Annotated in this window: 12 protein-coding genes; 8 read left to right on the plus strand and 4 right to left on the minus strand. The window is 68.4% G+C overall.

Annotated features, from left to right (window positions below; translation table 11 throughout):
- Positions 1-97: 97 nt before the first annotated feature.
- The 4 genes from F2Q65_RS08275 to F2Q65_RS08290 all read right to left on the minus strand — a co-directional run bounded on the left by F2Q65_RS08275 (position 98) and on the right by F2Q65_RS08290 (position 2,447).
- Positions 98-505: a globin domain-containing protein gene (locus F2Q65_RS08275; RefSeq protein WP_150092302.1), complete on the minus strand. Its 408-nt coding sequence runs from the start codon at positions 503-505 to the stop codon at positions 98-100.
- Positions 506-713: 208 nt separating this feature from the next.
- On the minus strand, positions 714-1,052 hold the full coding sequence (locus F2Q65_RS08280) for an SEL1-like repeat protein (protein WP_150092304.1): 339 nt from the start codon (positions 1,050-1,052) through the stop codon (positions 714-716).
- On the minus strand, positions 1,049-2,038 hold the full coding sequence (locus F2Q65_RS08285; RefSeq protein ID WP_246156074.1) for an isocitrate lyase/PEP mutase family protein: 990 nt from the start codon (positions 2,036-2,038) through the stop codon (positions 1,049-1,051). The genes F2Q65_RS08280 and F2Q65_RS08285 overlap by 4 nt, the downstream gene beginning before the upstream one ends.
- Positions 2,039-2,249: 211 nt before the next feature.
- The gene (locus F2Q65_RS08290; protein ID WP_150092306.1) at positions 2,250-2,447 is read right to left on the minus strand and encodes an Alvin_2107 family globule sulfur oxidation protein; all 198 of its coding nucleotides are present in this window, start codon (positions 2,445-2,447) and stop codon (positions 2,250-2,252) included.
- 295 nt (positions 2,448-2,742) lie between these two features.
- Between F2Q65_RS08290 and F2Q65_RS08295 the strand changes: the two genes are divergently transcribed.
- The 8 genes from F2Q65_RS08295 (at position 2,743) to F2Q65_RS08330 (ending at position 14,579) form a co-directional block, all read left to right on the plus strand.
- The gene (locus F2Q65_RS08295) at positions 2,743-3,786 is read left to right on the plus strand and encodes an AAA family ATPase (protein ID WP_150092307.1); all 1,044 of its coding nucleotides are present in this window, start codon (positions 2,743-2,745) and stop codon (positions 3,784-3,786) included.
- Between the two features lie 4 nt (positions 3,787-3,790).
- On the plus strand, positions 3,791-5,185 hold the full coding sequence (locus F2Q65_RS08300) for a vWA domain-containing protein (protein ID WP_150092309.1): 1,395 nt from the start codon (positions 3,791-3,793) through the stop codon (positions 5,183-5,185).
- Between the two features lie 64 nt (positions 5,186-5,249).
- On the plus strand, positions 5,250-6,737 hold the full coding sequence (locus F2Q65_RS08305; RefSeq protein ID WP_150092311.1) for a beta-barrel assembly-enhancing protease: 1,488 nt from the start codon (positions 5,250-5,252) through the stop codon (positions 6,735-6,737).
- Positions 6,738-7,191: 454 nt separating this feature from the next.
- On the plus strand, positions 7,192-7,665 hold the full coding sequence (gene soxY / locus F2Q65_RS08310; RefSeq protein ID WP_150092313.1) for a thiosulfate oxidation carrier protein SoxY: 474 nt from the start codon (positions 7,192-7,194) through the stop codon (positions 7,663-7,665).
- A 35-nt stretch (positions 7,666-7,700) separates the two neighbouring features.
- The gene (soxZ, locus tag F2Q65_RS08315) at positions 7,701-8,012 is read left to right on the plus strand and encodes a thiosulfate oxidation carrier complex protein SoxZ (RefSeq protein ID WP_150092316.1); all 312 of its coding nucleotides are present in this window, start codon (positions 7,701-7,703) and stop codon (positions 8,010-8,012) included.
- A 109-nt stretch (positions 8,013-8,121) separates the two neighbouring features.
- Complete coding sequence (locus tag F2Q65_RS08320; RefSeq protein WP_150092318.1) at positions 8,122-8,325, plus strand: heavy-metal-associated domain-containing protein; 204 nt, start codon at positions 8,122-8,124, stop codon at positions 8,323-8,325.
- Between the two features lie 23 nt (positions 8,326-8,348).
- Positions 8,349-10,592, plus strand: coding sequence for a heavy metal translocating P-type ATPase (locus tag F2Q65_RS08325; protein WP_150092320.1), 2,244 nt, complete (start codon positions 8,349-8,351; stop codon positions 10,590-10,592).
- A gap of 99 nt (positions 10,593-10,691) precedes the next feature.
- Positions 10,692-14,579: a DUF3683 domain-containing protein gene (locus F2Q65_RS08330; RefSeq protein ID WP_211354001.1), complete on the plus strand. Its 3,888-nt coding sequence runs from the start codon at positions 10,692-10,694 to the stop codon at positions 14,577-14,579.
- The last annotated feature ends 21 nt before the right edge of the window (positions 14,580-14,600 follow it).

Below are 14,600 nucleotides of genomic sequence, written 5' to 3' on the forward strand. Positions count from 1 at the left end.
GTTGTGGCCTGTGGCGGATGCGCTTCGCTTATCCGCCCTACCGTGCATCCGTGTAGGTTATTTCTGAATCGTGCCTAAGTATGTTGTCCCGGTGTTTTTACTGGGCGGCGCCGGCGCGCATCAGGTCTGCGAGATCGTCGTAGACTGATACCCAGGCGGCCCTGACTTTGGGGGTGAAGGCCTCTCCAAGCTGTTGCTGCAGGGCCCAGAACAAGGCCTCGCCGACCTTCTCGTAGTCCTCGTCGCGCACGCCGTAACCGCAATGGCGGGCACCCATCATCTTGATCACCCGATCCAGCGGCTCCAGGTCGTCCAGCGCCTGCACCGCGCGGCCGATCATGCGCATCAGTTTCAGGCCCTGCTCATCCATCTCACCCTTGAACAGAGGCTGCAGTTCCGGATAGAGCTGGAACAAGCGGTTGTATAACAGGCCGGCGGCCTGTTCCGGTGTCGACACGAGCCTGTTCCAGGAGTCACGAACAAGGGTGGTCTCTTCGGGGGTCATGTACGAATATCTCCGGTGCGTGGCCGCAGGCCCTTGCCCGTCCGGCCGTGGATGACGAAAGGCGTGTCGGAACCATCGCAGGCCGACCGCCGGACCGGCCAGGGTCCGTTGTGGCCGCCCCCAGTCGCTGTACTCAGCGGTTGCCCCAGTGACAATCCTGACTGACTGGCCTGACTGACCCGGCTGATCACCCTGCTGCTGGCCGGGCTCAGTGGCGCTCTGACGAATGGACCAGGCTCAGGGCCGCGCCGGCGCGCAGGCGGCAGGCGGCGGCGTATTCCTCGTCGGTCATCTGGCTGCCGACGATATTGCGCAGCAGGTCCGCATCGCGGTCGCCCTGGGCAATGGCCAGCGACAGCCAGTAGTGCGCCTGCGCCAGATCGATCTCCACGCCGCGGCCCTCGGCATAGATCAGACCCATGGCGTACTGGGCGTCCACCTCGCCGCGCAGGGCCGCCTCGCGCACGGCACCGACCTTGCTTGGGTCATTGCGCAGCAGGACCAGATCCTTCAGATAGCCGTTGTCGGGATAACGGTTGTTGTTCATTGGCTTGCGTCCTGATCGACGTCAGATTGATCGCAGTTCGACGGGGCGTCCTCGTGCCGGTACTGATCGAGCAGGGCATCGTAGGCATCAAAGCCGACGATGCCCCGCAGGGTCGCGAAATCCACCCGTGCGGCGGGCGTCTGCCCAAGCTGCAACTGTTGCAACGCCGCCTGCATGGCATGCACGGCACAGGACAGCAGGGTCAGCGGATAGGCGGCGATGCGGAAGCCGATCTCCGCCAGCCGGGTCGGCGGCAGCACCGGCGTGATGCCCTCCTCCAGCATGTTGGCCATGCGCAGTCCGGGCACCTCGCGGCAGATGCGCGCCATCTCCGCCTCAGAGCGTGGCGCCTCCAGAAACAGTACCTCGGCGCCCAGATCGGCAAAGGCCTGCAGGCGCCAGATCGCCTCGTCCAGCGCCCGACGCGGACCATGCACGGCCTCCAACGCGCTGCGGGCATCGGTGCGTGCCACGATCACCAGATCGGCGCCGGCGTCGCGGGCATCGACGGCGGCACGGATACGCCGCAGCGCCTCGGTGCGACTCACCACCTCCTTCACGCCGGTGTGGCCGCAGCGCTTGGGCGCCAGTTGATCTTCCAGCATGATGCCGGCAAACCCGGCCCGGGCGTACTGGGTCACCGTGCGCCGCACATTGGCCGGATTGCCATGGCCGGTGTCACCGTCACCGATGACCGGAATGGACACCGCATCGCAGATGGAGCGCCCCTGATCGAGCATCTCGCTCACGGACAGAAGCCCGGTATCCGGCAGCGCCGCCCGGGCGGCCGAGACGGCGAAGCCGCTCATGAACGTCAGCGGGAACCCGGCGTGCTCCACCAGCCGCGCGGACAGCGCATCGAAACAGCAAGGCATGACCCGACAGCCTGCGGGTTGCAACACCTTGCGCAGCTGTTGCGCCGGCGTCATGTCGCCTGGGCCGGCCGGATCGTCGACGGGCGTATCCGCAGGTGTGACTGGATGCATGACGGGATGTAAAAGGCGTGCTTGTCTGGAGACCTGTCTGGCGGCATGGCGCTGGCAGCATGCGAGAGAGGCATGTCCGCATCGGGCGGCACACCCTTGTGTGCGCGGCATTAAAAAAGGCGGGGTTGGCCCGCCTTTCCAGTCCTGGACGACCGCTGATTGGTTCAGCGCCCGCCGTGCAAGGCAGGATCTCCCCGCCCTGTGCGCCGGCTCAGGCCTTGGCCCACTTGGAGAAGTTGTCTGTGCTCTTCTCCTCGCCGTCGGTGTAGCCGGCCTCGTAGGCCTCGGTCAGACGTTGCTCCTCGCGTTTCGGGTTCTGCAGAAAACCGCACTGCCAGCCCTGGATGTACTCGTCATCGACACCCAGCTGTTCCATCTTGGTGACAGCGTCATAGTAGAACTGGTTCATATCCGCTCTCCAATCGTTCTCTCATCATTTGCTTCTATCGTTCACCAGTCGGCCGGCGATCAGGTGGCCGTCGTCGGCGCGCCGCGCGTCGCGACGATCCGCCTGCAAGAATGCGCCTCTGTGGCCTGCAACCGCATAAGAATACCGCTTTGTACTTATGCGTGCCAGTCCACGACCACCAATTCCGGCGGCCCACAGCGCTGGGCCTTGCCTATCGTGCGGACCGTTCCCAATTGATGCTGACAGGCTGGTATTCCAGGGTCACCAGCACAGATTTCGAGGAGACCAACCGCCGATGCGCCCCGCCCAACTGCTCCGCGTGCTTGACCGCGAATTCCTCAGCGCCGCCGAAGGTCATCACACGCCGGTGATGCTGTGGGGCCCCCCGGGCGTGGGCAAGTCGCAGATGGTGGCGCACATCGGCCAGCGCCATCAGGTGCCGGTGATCGACATCCGGCTGTCGCAGATGGAGCCGAGCGACCTGCGCGGCATCCCGTTTCGGGTCGACAACCAGGTGGAGTGGGCCATCCCGGCCATGCTGCCGGACGCGCGGCGACACGCCCCCGCCGGCGTGCTGTTTCTGGACGAGATTACGTCCGCGCCGCCCGCCGTCTCCGCCGCCGCCTACCAGCTCATCCTGGACCGGCGGCTCGGCGAATACCGCGTGCCCGAGCACTGGGCGATCTTCGCCGCCGGCAACCGCCAGGGCGACCGCGGCGTCACCTACAGCATGCCCGCACCGCTGGCCAACCGGTTCTCGCACTTCGAGGCGGACACACACCTGGACGACTGGGTGGCCTGGGCCTATGCCAGCGGCATCGACGAGCGCATCATCGCCTTCCTGCGGTTCCGCCCGGAACTGCTGTTCGACTTCGACCCGGCACACAACCCCGTCGCCTTTCCGTCACCGCGCTCCTGGGAGTTCGCCCACCGGGCGTTGCAGAAGTTCCAGGACAATGCCGATCTGCTGCAGGGCACGCTGCAGGCCTGCGTCGGCCCCGCCGCCGGCATCGAGGTCACGGCATTCGTCAACAGCCTGGACCAGATGCCGGACCTGGACGCCATCTGCCGCGGCGAGACCGTGCCGGTGCCGACGGAGATCGACCTGCAGTACGCCGTGGCCGCAGCCCTGGTGGGCAAGGCCATCCGCGCCCGCGACGCTGCCGATGCGCAGCAGGTCACCGGCCACATCCTGGACTACGCCGGACGCTTCCCCCAGCGCGAGATGGGGGTGATGCTGGTGTCGGACCTGCACCGCGCCATCGGCAACGCCCTGTTCGAGGTGCCCGCCTTCGCCGACTGGGCCAACGCCATCGCCGACGTCATGCTCTACGAGTGACGCCATGCCGGATTCCCCCGCCCCGGACCTGAGCGCCATCGAGACCAAACTGGCCTCGGCACGCACGCGCCTGATCCTGGACAAGCCCTTCCTCGGCGCCCTGGTGCTGCGCCTGCCCATGGAGCCCGCCCGAGCGGACTGGTGCCCCACCACGGCCACCGACGCCCGCGCCTTCTACTACAACCCCGACTACATCCAGGCCCTGTCGCTGGACGAGACCCAGTTCATGCTCGCCCACGAGGCGCTGCACTGCGCCCTGTCGCATTTCGCCCGGCGCCGGCACCGGGTGCGCCACCGCTGGGACCTGGCCTGCGACTACGCCATCAACCCGCTGCTGGTGGACGACGGACTGACGCCCCCGCCCAATGCCCTGCTGATGCCGATGTACAAGGGCATGACGGCGGAGGAGATCTATCCGCTGCTGGACGACAACGACCAGTCCGAGACCCTCGACACCCACGCCTACGACCGGGACAGCCAGGACCGGCAGGGTCGCGGCAGCGCCGACGGCAACCCGGACGGCAGTCCGAACGAACGCGACATCCAGCGCCGCCAACAAGCCGAGCGTCAGGCCGAGCGCCAGTCGCAACAGGACCGCCGAGACCCGGGCTCCGGACCGCCAACCCGGAGCGACGCCGCTGCCGACAGCGGCGGCCGCCCGGATCCCGATGACAGCCCCGACATGCACGCCGCCGGCCCGGATGAGCCGCCGCCGGACAAGGCGCCTGCCCCCGCGCTGGCCGACGCGCCCCAGCCGCTGACGCCGGACGAGCGCGAGACCCTGCAGGTGCAGTGGCAGCAACGCCTGGCCGGCGCCGCCCAGCAGGCCATGCAGGCGGGCAAGCTCGGCGGCGAACTGCGGCGCATGATCGACCACCTGCTGCAGCCGCAGCTGCCCTGGCGCATGCTGCTGGCGCGGTACATGAACAGCCTGTCGCGGGACGACTACAGCTGGTCGCGGCCGTCGCGGCGCGAGGGCGACTACCTGATGCCCAGCCTGCGCAGCCACCAGCTCGACATCATCGTCGCGCTGGACACCTCCGGTTCCATCCACGATGGCGAGATGCAGGAGTTCATCGACGAGATCGACGCCCTCAAGGGGCAGGTGCGCGCCCGCGTGACCCTGCTGCCCTGTGACGCCGCTCTCTGCCCCGGCGCGCCCTTCCGCTTCGAGCCCTGGGAGCAGTTCTGCCGCCCCCGGGACCTGGCCGGCGGTGGCGGCACCAGCTTCCGGCCGGTGTTCGACTGGGTGGAACAGGCCGGCCAGCGGCCGGACCTGCTGGTCTACTTTACCGACGCCGAGGGCGAATTCCCCCACACGGAACCGAACTATCCGGTGATCTGGCTGGTCAAAGGCAAGCACCAGGTACCCTGGGGTCAGCGCATCCAGTTGAACTGAGGCAGCAACACCGGGGCACTCCAACCGGCCGCAATCCCGCCGCGCACAGGTCGCGGCCCAGCCCATGCGACACATCCGCCCATCCGCGCCATTCATCCCGCTGCTGCTCTTCGTCCTGGTCGTCGGCACCGCCGGCCGGTCCAGCCAGGCACCGGCGGACAGCTTCGATCTGCCGGACATCGGCAGCAGCGCCGGCACCCTGATGAGCCCGGCCGAGGAACGCCAGCTGGGCCGCGAATTCATGAAATGGCTGCGCAAGGCACTGGAGGTCAGCGACGACCCGCTGCTGACCGACTACATCCAGAGCCTGGGCAAGCAGCTGGCCGCCGCGAGCGGCGAAGGCAGCGGCAACTACGACTTCTTCATCGTCGACGACCCGACCATCAACGCCTTCGCCGGCCCCAGCGGCCACATCGGCGTCAATGCCGGTCTGATCCTGGCCGCCGAGACCGAGTCGGAACTGGCCGCCGTGGTGGCCCACGAAATCGCCCATGTCAGCCAGGATCACCTGCTGCGCCGGTTCGAGTCGCAAAAACAGATGTCCATCCCGACCATCGCCATGATGCTGGCCGCGGCAGCGATCGGCGCCGCGCTGGACCCCCAGGCCGGCGTTGCCGCGATGATGGGTGTGCAGGGCATGGCGGCGCAGCAGCAGATCAACTTCACCCGCGCCAACGAGGAAGAGGCCGACCGCATCGGCATCGAGACCCTGGCGCGCGCCGGGCACGACCCCTACGCCATGCCGGGCTTCTTCCAGAAGCTGACCCGCGCCACACGCATCTACGAGAGCGGCGCGCCGGAACTGCTGCGTACCCACCCGGTGACCACCGACCGCATCGCCGACGCCGTGGCGCGGGCGGATCAGTACGGCCATCGCCAGCAGCCGGACAGCCTGCGCTTTCACCTGACCCGGGCCGATCTGCGCCAGCGCAACGAGTACAACCCCCAGCGCGCCGTCGACCGCTTCGAGGACACCCTGTCCCGCGGGCGCTACCGCAACGAACTGGCCGAGCGCTACGGCTATGCGCTGGCCCTGCTGCGCGCCGGGCGCACCACAGAGGCGGCGGCACAGACGCAGAAACTGCTGGCCAGTCACCCGAGCCAGGTGGAGTTCGTGGTGTTGCAGGCGCGTATCGATCGCCAGAACGGCAACGCCGCCAAGGCGGCCAGGGACCTCAAGGGCAGCGTCGGCCTGGCGCCGGGCAACTGGCCGCTGCGCCAGGCCTATGCCGAGGCCCTGCTGGACGCCGGCCGGCCGAAGGAGGCCCTGAACACGCTGGAGGGCTTCGTCGCCCTGCGCCCCGGCATCGCGCAGATCTACCGCCTCATGGCCGATGCCGCCGGCAAGTCCGGCCGCCGCACCGACACCCTGCGCTGGCGTGCCGAGGCCCTGTATGCCGAGGGCGACCTGGAACCGGCCATCCGGCAACTGGAATTGGCCCTGCGCCAACCCAATATCGATTTTCATCTGGCATCCAGGATCCAGGTCCGTTTGGACGAACTGCAGGCCGAACAACGCACCCTCGACAAGAAGGAGCGTGCCCGGGATTGACCCATGGCCGGACGCGTTTCACGGTTTGCAGTCTGTGACGGATGCGCTAAAGTACAAACGCGCTCAAGCGATGCCCGGATACACCGGACGCAGCGCCAGACGCAGATAGAACTAGAACAAGAACGAGAACGACATGATAGGAGGCATGCCCCGGGCGCCGTTTCCGCGCGCAGCCCAACGCAATGCGCAGGTTCCCTGACCGGATTCCGTCCCGGCCCGCCAAGGGGCCAGGCTCAGCGACCCGACATGCCGCCGGATCAACAACCACCGATCGCAACCTGAAACCGACACCTGGAACCACGGCCTGCGGTCAACACAGACCCGGTTCGATGACACGCAGCGAAACAACAGGCATCCGGTCGCGGTTGCCTTGGCACTAGAGCGGACACCAGGCACGGAGGCCGGCAGAAGCCGCACCACTCAACCGTCAATCCCTGCTCGATAGGAGAATCCCATGATCGACGCAAAACGCAGAATTCTGTTGAAGGGCTCACTCGGCGCCGGCGCCATCGGCGTTGCCGTCACCGCGGGTCTCATCACCCCGAGCACCGTGCTCGCCGCCTGGCCGGAGGCCGCCTTCAAGGCCACTGATCCGGCCAGCGCCCTGAAGGGGCTGCTCGGCACCGATGCCACCGAGACCAGTGATCAGGTCATGATCAAGGCCCCGGACATCGCCGAGAACGGCGCTGTGGTCCCGGTCACCGTGGAGAGCTCCGCCGAGGGGGTCAAGTCCATCTCGATCATCGCGTCCGGCAACGGCACGCCGCTGATCGCCTCCTTCGAGCTGGGCGAGAATGCCGCCCCGTTCGTGTCCACCCGCATCAAGATGGCCAAGACCGCCGACGTGGTTGCAGTCGTGCAGACGGACGCCGGCATTCTCAGCGCGGCCAAGCCCGTCAAGGTCACCATCGGCGGCTGCGGCGGCTGATTCGACACCGGACCACCCAGAGGGAGCACTAGACCATGAGCAATATCAAGATCCGCGCCAAGGCCAGCAACGGCGTCACCACCGTCAAGTCGCTGATGAGCCACGAGATGGAAACCGGTCTGCGCAAGGACAAGAAGACCGGCGAGGCGATTCCGGCGCACTTCATCCAGGAAGTCACCGCCAAGTGGAACGATCAGGTGGTGATGACCGCCCTGTGGAGCAGCGGCGTGTCCAAGAACCCCTATCTGTCGTTCAAGTTCAACGGCGGCGCTGCGGGCGACACCGTCGAGATCACCTGGGTCGACAACAAGGGTGCGAGCGAGTCTGCCACCGCCGAGATCAGCTGATCTTCGGCCGGGCGCGCACGAGGCCCGATTCCGGCCGGCTTCCGGCCGGCCTCCTGACCCGCCCTCCGGCGGGTTTCTTTTTTCCTCATCCGCACAGGCGAAGGCCACCATGATCGAGCTGCACATCGAAGGCATGAGCTGCCAGCATTGCGTCCGGGCCGTCACCGAGGCCATCGGCGCCGTTGCGGGCGTGAACGGCCCACCGGAGATCGACCTGGACACCGGCAGCGCCCGGATCGCCGGCAACGCAGACCCGGCGGCCCTGATCGCCGCCATCGCCGCGGCGGGCTACCAGGCGCGCCCGCGCGACTGACCCCGGCGGCAGGAGACGGTTGCATGTCCCATGCCCTGCGACTGCGCGTCGGCGGCCTGTCCTGCGCGGCCTGTGTGGCTCGGGTGGAACGCGCGCTGCAGGCCGTGCCCGGCGTCGAGCGCGCCACGGTCAACCTGAGCACTGGACGCGCCGACATCCGGTACCAGCCGGAGGCGGTCGGCGCCGAGCGCATCGCCCAGGCCATCCGCGATGCCGGCTACGAGCCCGCCCCGGTGGCAGCGGGCGCCGACCGCGCGGACGACACGCAGCGCGACACCGAAAGACGCGCGCTGGCGCGAGATCTGGGCATCGCCGCCGCCTTCACCCTGCCGCTGCTGGTGATCAGCATGGGGCCGATGCTGCTGCCCGCCATCGGCGAGGGCCTGCACCGGCTGGCCCCGGCGGCCATCTGGCATTGGGCCGAGCTGGCCCTGGCCGCTCCCGTGCTGCTGTGGGCCGGGCAGCGCTTCCTCACCAGCGGCTGGCGCGAACTGCGCCATCTGGCGCCGGGCATGAACAGCCTGGTCATGCTTGGCAGCTCGGCGGCCTTTCTCTACTCCAGCCTGGCCCTGACCATCCCGTCGCTGTTTCCGCCGGGTACCGCCAACCTGTATTTCGAGGCGGCGGCGGTCATCGTCACACTGATCCTGCTCGGGCGTTTTCTTGAGGCCCTGGCCAAGGGGCGCACCTCCGCCGCCATTCGCCGGCTGATCCATCTGCAACCCAAGACCGCCCGGGTGGTGTCCGACCAGGGCGAGCTGGAACTGCCGGTGGAGCAACTGGTCGCCGGCGATGTCATCGCCGTACGTCCGGGAGAACGCATTCCCGCAGACGGCATTCTGCTCCAGGGCACCAGCCATGTGGACGAGTCCATGCTTACCGGCGAGCCGGTGCCGGTACGCAAGGGACCCGACGACGCGGTGGTGGGCGGCACGGTCAACCAGACCGGTGCCTTTCGCTACCGGACCACGCGTGTCGGCGCTGAGACGGTGCTGGCGCAGATCATCCGTCTGGTGGAGGACGCCCAGGCCGGCAAGCCGCCGATCCAGCAGCTGGCGGACCGCATCGCGGCGGTCTTCGTGCCGCTGGTGCTGGCCATCGCGGCGCTCACCTTTGGCTTCTGGCTCTGGCTCGGCCCCACGCCGTCGCTCAGCTACGCCTTCGTCGCCGGCGTCAGCGTGCTGCTCATCGCCTGCCCCTGCGCCATGGGGCTGGCGGCGCCCACGGCCATCATGGTGGGCACCGGGCGCGGCGCGTCGCTGGGGGTGCTGTTCCGGCGCGGCGCGGCACTGGAGACCCTGGCCGGGGTCGACACCGTGTTGCTGGACAAGACCGGAACCCTCACCGAGGGTCGGCCGGCACTGACGGACCTGATCGCCTTCGACCGGCCGGACGCGGAGGCCCTGCGGCTGGCCGCCGCCGTCGAACAACACAGCGAGCATCCCATCGCCGCGGCCATCGTGCAGGCGGCGCAGACCCAGGGTCTGACCCTGCCCGAGGTGCAGGCGGTGCAGGCCCTGCCCGGGCTGGGGATGCAGGCCATGGACCAGTCCACGGGGCAACGCCTGGCCATCGGCAACGTGCGCCTGATGCAGCAACTGGGGGTATCCTTGCAGGCCGCCGGCGACGCCGCCCGAGGGCTCGCTGCCGCGGCCCGGGCGCCGCTCTATCTGGCGCTGGATGACCGCCTGGTCGCCGTGCTGGCGGTGGCCGATCCCATCCGCGCCAGCAGCCCGGCCGCCATCGAGCGCCTGCGCGGCCTGGGCCTGCGCACCGTGATGGTCACCGGCGACGGCCGCGCCACCGCCGAGGCCGTGGCGCGGCAGACCGGCATCGACCAGGTCATCGCCGAGGTGCTGCCCGCGGACAAGGCGGCGGTGGTCCGGCAACTGCAGGAAGAAGACCGACGGCTCGCCTTCGTCGGCGACGGCATCAACGACGCCCCCGCGCTGGCCCGGGCCGATGTCGGCATCGCCGTCGGCAGCGGCACCGACATCGCCATCGAGGCTGGCGAGGTGATCCTGATGTCCGGCGACCTGCGCGGCGTAGCCGACGCCATCCGGCTGTCCCGCCGCACCCTGCGCACCATTCGCACAAACTTCTTCTGGGCCTATGCCTACAACCTGGCGCTGATCCCGCTGGCCGCCGGCGCCTTCTATCCGCTGTTCGGCTGGCTGCTCAACCCCATGCTCGCCGCCGGCGCCATGAGCCTGTCCAGCCTGTTCGTCCTCGGCAACAGCCTGCGGCTGCAACGCGGCCGACTCTGAGTCGGACAAACTGGCCCCGACAAACTGGCCCGGACCAGCGCCGGTCTGCGCTACAATTGATGCACCGCAGCAAACCCCGTCTTCGCCATGCCTGCCCCCATGTCTGACCCTGCTTCCGTCCCCCAGCCAGCGCCCCGGCCCGCCGCAGAGCGCATCCGCGAGATCCCGTACAACTACACCTCCTTCTCCGACCGCGAGATCGTCATCCGCTTTCTCGGCGAGGACAACTGGCGGCTCATCGAGGCGCTGCGCGGCACGCGACGCACCGGGCGCTCGGCGCGCATGCTGTTCGAGGTGCTGGGCGACATGTGGGTGGTCACGCGCAACCCCTACCTGCAGGACGACCTGCTGGAAGACCCAAGGCGGCGCCGGCTGCTCATCGAGGCGCTGCAACACCGGCTGGACCAGTTCGAACAGCGCCTGAACGACAATGCCCAGGCCGCGCGGCTGCTGGCCGCGGCCCGCACCGCGGTGCAGCGCTTCGCCGAGCAGTTCGATCAGGACAAGGCCCTGCGCGCACGGGTGCGCAAGCGCCTGGCCGGCATCACGCGCAAGGACAACATCGACTTCGGCGGCCTGGCCCGCGTCTCCCATGCCACCGACGCCACCGACTGGCGCGTGGAGATGCCCTTCGTCGTCATCTCGCCGGACAGCGAGGCCGAGGTCGGCCCCATCGTCGCCGCCTGCATCGACTGCGGCCTGCCGCTGATCCCCCGCGGCGGCGGCACCGGCTACACCGGCTCGGCGGTGCCCCTGGACGCGCGCACAGCGGTGATCAACACAGAGAAGCTCGAAGACCTCTCCGGCGTCGAGCGCATCACCCTGCCGGGCGTCGAAGGCGCCGTGCCGACGGTACGCTGCGGCGCCGGCGTGGTCACGCGCCGGGTCTCGGACCTGGCCGATGCCAACGGCCTGGCCTTTGCCGTCGATCCCACCTCCCAGGACGCCTCCTGCATCGGCGGCAACGTGGCCATGAACGCCGGCGGCAAGAAGGCCGTGCTCTGGGGCACGGCACTGGACAATCTGGCCTCCTGGCGCATGGTCACGCCGGACGCAGACTGGCTCGAGGTGGAGCGCCTGGGGCACAACCTGGGCAAGATCCACGATGCCGAGCAGGTGCGCTTTCGCATCAGCCGCTTCGCCGCCGACGGCGTCACGCCGAAAGGCGAGCCGGAACTGCTGGAGATGCCCGGCAGCGCCTTCCGCAAGCTGGGCCTGGGCAAGGACGTCACCGACAAGTTCCTGTCCGGCCTGCCCGGGGTGCAGAAAGAGGGCTGCGACGGCATCATCACCTCGGCCCGGTTCGTGCTGCACCGGATGCCGGAGCATGTGCGCACCGTCTGCCTGGAGTTCTTCGGCACCGATCTGGACCAGGCCGTGCCGGCCATCGTCGAGGTCAAGGATTTCGTCGACGCCAGCCCGGACGTGCAGATCGCCGGACTGGAGCACCTGGACGAGCGCTATGTGCGCGCCGTCAACTACGCCACCAAGGCCAACCGGCCCGAGTTGCCCAAGATGGTGCTGATCGCCGACCTGGTCTCGGACGACGCCGAGGCCCTGGCCGGCATCGCCGATGAGGTCATCCGGTTGGCCAACGCCCGCGACGGCGAGGGCTTCATCGCCACCAGCCCCGAGGCGCGCAAGCGCTTCTGGCTCGACCGCGCCCGCACGGCGGCCATCTCGCGACACACCAACGCCTTCAAGATCAACGAGGACGTGGTCATCCCGCTGGACCAGCTCAGCGCCTATAGCCGCGGCATCGAGCGGCTCAACATCGAGCAGTCCATCAAGAACAAGGACGCCATCATGGCCGCGGTGCTGGACTATCTGGCCGGCCCCATGGTCGAGGCGCGACCGGCGGGGCAATACAGCACCTCGGAGGAGGCCGCCGCCATCCTGAGCACCAAGCGCGAGGCCGCGCGCGCGCTGGTGGAGCAGGCCCGCGCACGCTGGCAGCAGATCCTGCAGCGGCTGGACGCCCCCGCCATCGAACACCTGGAGCTGCTGCGCGAGCCGGAGCGCGAGCTCGTGCACGGCGGTGACAGTCTGCTCGACCTGATGCTGCGCCGCGACCTGCGCCAGCGCTACACCCGGGAGGTCGGTGGCCGGCTGTGCGAGCTGTTCGCCGGCCAGGACCTGAGCGCCGTGCGCGAGCGACTCGCCGAGATCCACCGCCAGACCCGCGACTCGCGGCTGTTCGTGGCACTGCACATGCACGCCGGCGACGGCAACGTGCACACTAACATCCCCGTGCACTCGGACAACTATGCCATGCTGCACGAGGCCGATCGCCTGGTGGACCGCATCATGGCGCTGGCCACCGGCCTGGGCGGCGTCATCTCTGGCGAGCATGGCATCGGCCTGACCAAGGTGCGCTATCTGGAGCCGGACAAGCTCGCGGCCTTCGCCGACTACAAGCGCCGCGTGGACCCGCACAACCGTTTCAACCCCGGCAAGCTCGCGGCCAGCTCCGGCCTGGAGGGCGCCTACACGCCGTCGCTGCGCCTGGTGGAGCAGGAGGCCATCATCCTCGAGGAGACCGAGCTCGGCGCGCTCAATGATGATGTCAAGCACTGCCTGCGCTGCGGCAAGTGCAAGCCCAAGTGCATGACCCATGTGCCCCGGGCCAACCTGCTCTACTCGCCGCGCAACAAGATCCTCGGTACCGGACTCATCATCGAGGCCTTCCTGTACGAGGAGCAGACCCGCCGCGGCCTGTCCGAGCGCCACTTCGACGAGATGAACGACGTGGCAGACCATTGCACCATCTGCCACAAGTGCCTGACGCCCTGCCCGGTGGACATCGACTTTGGCGACGTGACCATGCGCATGCGCCGTATCCTGGTGGACCGCGGCAAGAAACGCAGCAGCCCGGGCGCCATGGCCGCCATGCAGTTCCTCAACAGCCAGAGCCCCCAGGCCATCCATCTGCTGCGCAAGGGCATCGCCGGGCTGGGCTTCGCCGGGCTCAATGCGGCCCATGCCGTCGCCAAGGGGCTGCACCTGACCGAGGGGCCAACCAAGCACCCGGGGACCAGCACCGGCAAGCCCAATCCAATCGGCCAGGCGGTGAACCTGGTCAGCCGGCCGGTTCGGGTGGAGCTTCCCAAACGCACCTTCCGCCAGGAACTCGACCTGGAGGACAAGACCCAGGTGCCCATCCTGCGCGACCCGGCCAAGATCGGTGACGACACCGAGGCGGTCTTCTACTTCCCGGGCTGCGGCTCCGAGCGGCTGTTCTCCGACGTCGGTCTGGCCACGCTGGCCCTGCTGTTCGACCAGGGCGTGCAGACCGTGCTGCCGCCCGGCTATCTCTGCTGCGGCTATCCGCAGCGCGCCGCCGGGCTGGAGGCACGCGGGCAGCGCATCACGATGGAAAACCGGGTGCTCTTCCATCGCGTGGCCAATACCCTGAACTACCTGGACATCCGAACCGTCATCGTCTCCTGCGGCACCTGCATGGATCAGCTGCTGAAGTACGAGTTCCAGCGCATCTTCCCCGGCTGCCGGCTGCTGGACATCCACGAATACCTGATGGAGAAGGGCGTCGGCCTGGAGACGGTCAGCGGCGTCCGGTACCTCTACCACGACCCCTGCCACACGCCAATGAAGACCTACCAGCCGACCGCGGTGGCCTCGAAGCTGATGGGGGTCACGGTGCCGTTGTCCGATCGCTGCTGCGGCGAGGCCGGCACTCTCGGCACCGCGCGCCCGGACATCGCCAACCAGGTGCGCTTCCGCAAGCAGGAGGAACTGGAGAAGGGCATCCAGGCCCTGACCGGCAAGGCGCGTGTCGAGCACGGCGAGGTGAAGCTGCTGACCAGTTGCCCTGCCTGCCAGCAGGGTCTGGCCAAGTATGCCGACGACACCGGCCTCAAGACCGACTACATCGTCGTCGAACTGGCGCGCCGACTGCTGGGCGAGGACTGGCAGCAGCGCTTCATGGAACGGGTGCGCAACGGCGGCATCGAGCGGGTGCTGCTGTAGCCGCCGGACCCGATCCGGCGA

It is taken from the genome of Thiohalocapsa marina (assembly GCF_008632335.1).
Lineage (GTDB): Bacteria > Pseudomonadota > Gammaproteobacteria > Chromatiales > Chromatiaceae > Thiohalocapsa > Thiohalocapsa marina.

Coding starts and splice junctions, on each gene's coding strand:
- F2Q65_RS08275 (WP_150092302.1), bottom strand. CDS start 505: ATGACCCCCGAAGAGACCACCCTTGTTCGTGACTCCTGGAACAGGCTC.
- F2Q65_RS08280 (WP_150092304.1), bottom strand. CDS start 1,052: ATGAACAACAACCGTTATCCCGACAACGGCTATCTGAAGGATCTGGTC.
- F2Q65_RS08285 (WP_246156074.1), bottom strand. CDS start 2,038: ATGCATCCAGTCACACCTGCGGATACGCCCGTCGACGATCCGGCCGGC.
- F2Q65_RS08290 (WP_150092306.1), bottom strand. CDS start 2,447: ATGAACCAGTTCTACTATGACGCTGTCACCAAGATGGAACAGCTGGGT.
- F2Q65_RS08295 (WP_150092307.1), top strand. CDS start 2,743: ATGCGCCCCGCCCAACTGCTCCGCGTGCTTGACCGCGAATTCCTCAGC.
- F2Q65_RS08300 (WP_150092309.1), top strand. CDS start 3,791: ATGCCGGATTCCCCCGCCCCGGACCTGAGCGCCATCGAGACCAAACTG.
- F2Q65_RS08305 (WP_150092311.1), top strand. CDS start 5,250: ATGCGACACATCCGCCCATCCGCGCCATTCATCCCGCTGCTGCTCTTC.
- soxY (WP_150092313.1), top strand. CDS start 7,192: ATGATCGACGCAAAACGCAGAATTCTGTTGAAGGGCTCACTCGGCGCC.
- soxZ (WP_150092316.1), top strand. CDS start 7,701: ATGAGCAATATCAAGATCCGCGCCAAGGCCAGCAACGGCGTCACCACC.
- F2Q65_RS08320 (WP_150092318.1), top strand. CDS start 8,122: ATGATCGAGCTGCACATCGAAGGCATGAGCTGCCAGCATTGCGTCCGG.
- F2Q65_RS08325 (WP_150092320.1), top strand. CDS start 8,349: ATGTCCCATGCCCTGCGACTGCGCGTCGGCGGCCTGTCCTGCGCGGCC.
- F2Q65_RS08330 (WP_211354001.1), top strand. CDS start 10,692: ATGTCTGACCCTGCTTCCGTCCCCCAGCCAGCGCCCCGGCCCGCCGCA.